This is a genomic window from Streptomyces sp. NPDC046379 (genome assembly GCF_055587785.1).
This window is the reverse complement of the sequence record NZ_JBVJFP010000053.1, coordinates 1-5,212: the sequence shown is the minus strand read 5'-3', so window position 1 is coordinate 5,212 and position 5,212 is coordinate 1. Positions and strand designations below refer to the sequence as shown.

Genomic DNA, 5,212 nt, shown 5'->3' with positions numbered 1-5,212 from the left:
TGCAACGCGCCCAGCGCCGTCGACCCGTCCGCGTTCCGCTTGAACCAGATGTTCGGGAACGCCAGGAACCGGTGCCACGCCACCCCCATGTCGGTCTTGAGGGAAACCGTGATCATCCAGATGAAGGAGACGCTGATCTTCAGGCCGGCGACACCGTAGACGAGGTTCTCCCGGACGGCCGGGCTCATGTCCCCGAACCACGCCACCAGCGGATAGGACAGGAAGTAGGAGGCCTGGTAGCCGCCGACGCCGTGCAGGGCGCCCTCCAGGGCGTGCAGGACCACGATGCAGGTGCCCACGACGACGATGACCGTCTCGACGAAATACGCCTGCCCCGTACGCGAGCCCGCGAAGCGGGACTTGCGGCCCGCACCGGAGGGCCGGCTGAGCTGGCGCACGGCGATCAGCACCAGCACCCCCAGCACCGTCATCACGCCCAGGAACTCCACCATCATGTTGTAAGGCGTGAAATGACCCAGCACCGGCAGCACCCAGTACGGGTCGAACAGCTGCACAGTGGCGTTCACCAGCGTCAGCAGCAGGGTGTAGAAGCCCACCGCGACGAACCAGTGCGCCGCCCCGATGACGCCCCAGCGGTTCATCCGGGTGTGCACGACGAACTCCCGGGCCAGCGTCGCACTGCGCTGGTAGGGACTGTCGGTCCGCGCCCCCTCGGGGACGGGCTGGCCGAGCCGTACGTGGCGGTAGATCTGCGCGACGGCCCGGCCGAACAGCGCGAAGCCGACCACCATCAGGGGCAGCGACACGATGATCGCGACGAGTTGCATTGAATGGGCTCCTCGAACCGGCGAAAGTCAGCTACTAAGCGGTAACTTAACCTTGTTGTCTGAGGCTACCCACTCACCGCCCCACAGCGCAGCCGCCCCGCGCGTGATCTGCACCGCTGCACCCCGCCCCACCGCCCCTGCCCCGCCCGCGAGTTCACCCCCCACCCCCGCACCAGCCCGCCCGCCGCCCGGGAACACGGGAACCGCGCACGACCCGCACGAACGCACCCGAACCCGCACACCACGCACCCCACACCCCACACCCCACAGCGGCACAGGCCGGCACAGACGGACTCACCACCCAGCACGGCGGCGAGCACCGACGAAGCGCAGCGCAGCACACGCCGCGCAGGACACGACACCTCCCGGTAGGCACCGCGGCAGGCACGGACAGCAGTGCCGGACAGCCCCGCAGGCCGGAAAGGACGGGAACACCCCCCGGCACGGGACGAGGGGCCGTGCCCCCTCCACCCGGCGCAGGCGGCCGGCACGGACCGGGCGCAGGAGCGGCAGGGAAGATCCGGACACCACACGGTACAGCGGCAGGCACAGACACAGTGCCGGGCCGCGGTACGGGCCGCGCAGGACACGACACCCCCCGGTACCGCGGCAGGCACGGACAGCAGCGCCGGGCAGCCCCACAGGCCGCGCAGGACGCCCCCGGGCACCGCCCCCATCCGGCACGAGGAAGCAGGCCACCGCCCGCAGGCGGCGCCGAACACGGACGCCGCGCAGGAACGGGTGCGGGCCGCGCAGGACGGGACACCCCCGGCAGGGGACGGGGACGACGGACTCACCGCCCAGTGCGGGCGGGCACAGACAGAGTGCACAGCGCCAGCACACGCCGCGCAGGACACGACACCTCCCGGTACCGCGGCAGGCACGGACAGCAGTGCCGGGCAGCCCCGCAGGCCGAAAGGACGCCCCCGGGCACCGCCCCCATCCGGCAGGGGGAAGCGGAACACTGCCCGGTGCAGGGCGAGACGACGCGTCACCGCCCGGTGCGGGCAGCGCATGCCGGCCAGGTCCGGAACAGCCGCACCCGGCAGGAAAACGGGACACCGCCCCGGCACACGAACAGGACCGGCCACCGCCTCAACCCCGGCACGGGGCCGGCCACCCCGGGGAGCAGGTCACCGCCCCGAAACCGGGCCACCGCCCGCCTCAACCCCGGCACGAGGCACGAAGACGCACCCACCACCCCGGCACACGCACGGGAACGGGCCACCGCATCACCAGCCCGGGTGCGGGGCCGGGCACCGCCCGGGGCGGGCGGTGAGCACGGGCCGGATGCAGGACCCCCGTACCGGGCGGCAAGACGGGACAGGCCCCGATGCAGGACAGGGCCGGACACCGCCCGGGTACGGGCCGGAGCGGCGGGCCCACCGCCCCGGCACACGCACGGGAGCGGGCCACCGCCCCAGCCCGGGACGGGCCGGGGCAGGTCACTGCCCGGGACGGGCCGGGGGGTGGGTCACTGCCCGGTGCGGGCGGGGGACAGCGGGAGGGGAAGCGGCAGCGGGGCGGGCAGCTGCGGTTCGGACAGAGGGGTCTCCGGAGCGGCGACCAGGATCGACTGCTGCAGGCGGCGCAGCCGCGCGGAGGGCTCCAGGCCCAGGTCCCGCACCAGGGTGCCGCGCAGCCGGTGGTAGACGTCCAGGGCCTCGCCACGCCGGCCGGAGCGGTGCAGAGCGAGCATGAACTGGGCGTGCATGTTCTCATGAGTGCGGTAACGGCTGGTCAGCACCGTCAGCTCGGCCAGCAGTTCACGGTGACGGCCCAGACGCAGATCCGCCTCGATGCGCTGGTCCAGCGCACACAGCCGGCTCTCCTCCAGCCGCCTGGCCTCCATCTCCAGCCGGGCACCCGCCGCGACCCCCGCGAACGCCGGCCCGGTCCACAGCGCCAGAGCCTCCCGCAGCAGCCGGGAGGCATCCCGGAAGTCACCCGCGTCAATGGCCCGGTACCCCGCCCCGGCCAGCCGCTCGAACTCCCGCACATCACTGCGCCCCCCGCCCGAGACCAGCATGTACCCCCCGGGAACGGTCACCAGCACATCCTTCGCACTGCGCCGCCCCCCTCCCCCGCCGCCGGCCCCGCCCCCAGCCGGCTCCACACCCCCGCCCCAGGACACAGCCCCGGAAGACACAGAGGGCCCGGAAAACACCCCAGAGCCCGCAGAGCCCGCAGAAGCCGGGGAAGCGGCATCCGGCACAGCCGGGAAACCGGAAGAGGCCGGGAAGACCGGGGAGCCGGAAGAGACCGGGGAGGCGGCATCCGGCACAGCCGGGGAAACAGAAGAACCCGGGGAACCCGGGGAAGCCGGCGAAGCGGGAACAGCACCGGCACCGGGGCCGGCCGCGGCGGGCGCAGGCCGCTCCAGCGCCGCCGTGATCAGATCACGCAGCTGCAGCACATACGTCTGCAGCGTGGTCCGCGCACTGCGCGGCGGCCGGCCCGCCCACACCTCGTCGATCAGCGCCGACACCGGCACCACCTGATCGGCGTGCAGAGCCAGCAACGCCAGCACCTGCCTGGGCTTGGGCGCCGTAGGAGCGACCGACACCCCGTTCACTCTGACGTCCAATATGCCCAGTACGTCGATCTGCACGCCGTTTCCCCCCTGGGTGAGTGTGCTGTCGTCCGGCACCTCACGAGTACAAAACAGGCCGGACGGTTTGTCAACCGAAAACCAGTTGCGCTGTTTCACCGCGCGCTACAGCCAGACGTGCACGGTTTCAGCCATCCCGGCCCGCGACGTGCGGGTATATCCATTTCGCCGCCCCCGCCCACCCGCCCGCCCGCCCGGAACACCCCCCGCCCGACCACCCGGAATTCACCAACACAAACACTCCCCACCCCGGCACAGCACCCCTCCCCACCCCCCATAACATACCGCGCGTGCTGTTTAATTCGGGGGCCGCCCACACGTTCCAGACGCACCCCACGGCAACCCCACCGACCACCCCCACCGGACCCCAGGACCGCCACACCCCCGCCGGACCCCCCAAACCCCGGAACAAAAACCCCGCAAGAAGGACCGGAACAAACCCCCGCACCGGCACCGGCACCGCCCGCCACAAGGACACGGCACCGCCCACAGCACAAGCAGGACACCGGGCACGGCACCGCCCACAGCACAAGCAGGACACCGGGCACGGCACCCCACCCGACCCCGCGGGTACCCCCACCACAACCCGCCAACCCACCCCCGGACACGCCACCACCCCCCACACACCCCCCGCACACACCGGCACACCGGCACCCCGACACCGGCACCCCGGCACCCCGGCACCCCGGCACCCCGGCACCCCGGCACCCCGGCACACCTAAAGAGCGCACAGAACCCGACGCGACACAAGACACACCCCCCGCACACCCCCCGGCCGCCACCCACGACAGACCCGAACACGCCACCACGCTTCTTCCAGCCCGGTACCCGGCCCGGTGCCCGGCCCGGTGCGGCCGGCGGTCCGCGGCCGTGTCGGCGTTCCCGCCGGGCGCCGCCCCCTCCCGTCCGATCGCGGATGCGTGGCCACCGCCGACGACCGCGAGGCCCTGCCCGCGCCGGACCGCCGGCACGCGCGCAGGACCTCCGGGATGGAGTCCGGGAAGCCGGTGTCCCAGCCGCCCTGCGGGCCCGGAGGCCGCGGACCGGGGGATGCGCTCGCCGGCTGCGGGCCCGGGGGGCGGATGCGCGGGTTGCGCGCCCGGGGACGTGGATACGGCGGGTGGTGGTGCGCGTCTGCCAAGGGTGGCGGGGGAACCGAACACAACACCCGGCCCGGCGGCACCCGCCCGGCAGACCCCACACCAACCCAAGACCCGCCAGGCTCCCCCAGGCACCGCGGGGCAACCGGACCGCGAAACACCCGGCGGGGCCAGACCCAGCCGGACCAGGCCCGCACAGCACCACCGCGCACACCGTGAACGCCTTCACCACAAGCCACCCGGCACCGCCCGCCGCCGCACTCCCCCACGCCCGGTTCCCCACCCCCCGACAACAGCCCCCACGCCGAAACCGCCCGACACAAAAAGGCACGCCCCGGCCGTACCACCACCCGGCACGACAACCCCCGCCCCCACCCCACACCCCCCGCACACCACCCGAAAATCAGCCCCCGCACACCCCGGCCACCGCCCCAGGCCCAGCCCCCGGACACCACCCGAAAACCAGCACCCGCACACCCCGGCCGCTCCCCACCCCAGGCCCAGCCCCCGCACACTCCGCCAGCCCCACCACACCACCGGGACGCCCCCCACAGGCGACCACAGCCGTCCGGAACCAGACCCCACACACCCCCTACACAAAACCGTCCAAGCGGTTTACCCCCGTTATCTTCTTCGCGGTCCTGCAAGAGGGCCGCTGGCCTCCGGGCCCGGCATGACTGTTGCCCCCTGTCGAACGGATGACCTGGGGGGTG

3 pseudogenes are annotated in these 5,212 nt (G+C 73.2%); all 3 read right to left on the bottom strand.

Annotation, left to right across the window (positions count from 1 at the left end):
* Window positions 1-788, bottom strand: a pseudogene (locus tag ACZ6KF_RS33830) (Fe-S oxidoreductase); the annotation flags it as partial.
* 1,474 nt (window positions 789-2,262) lie between these two features.
* Window positions 2,263-2,871: pseudogene (locus ACZ6KF_RS33825) on the bottom strand (AfsR/SARP family transcriptional regulator); the annotation flags it as partial.
* A 291-nt stretch (window positions 2,872-3,162) separates the two neighbouring features.
* Window positions 3,163-3,399 (bottom strand): annotated as a pseudogene (locus ACZ6KF_RS33820) (AfsR/SARP family transcriptional regulator); the annotation flags it as partial.
* Between the last annotated feature and the right edge of the window lie 1,813 nt (window positions 3,400-5,212).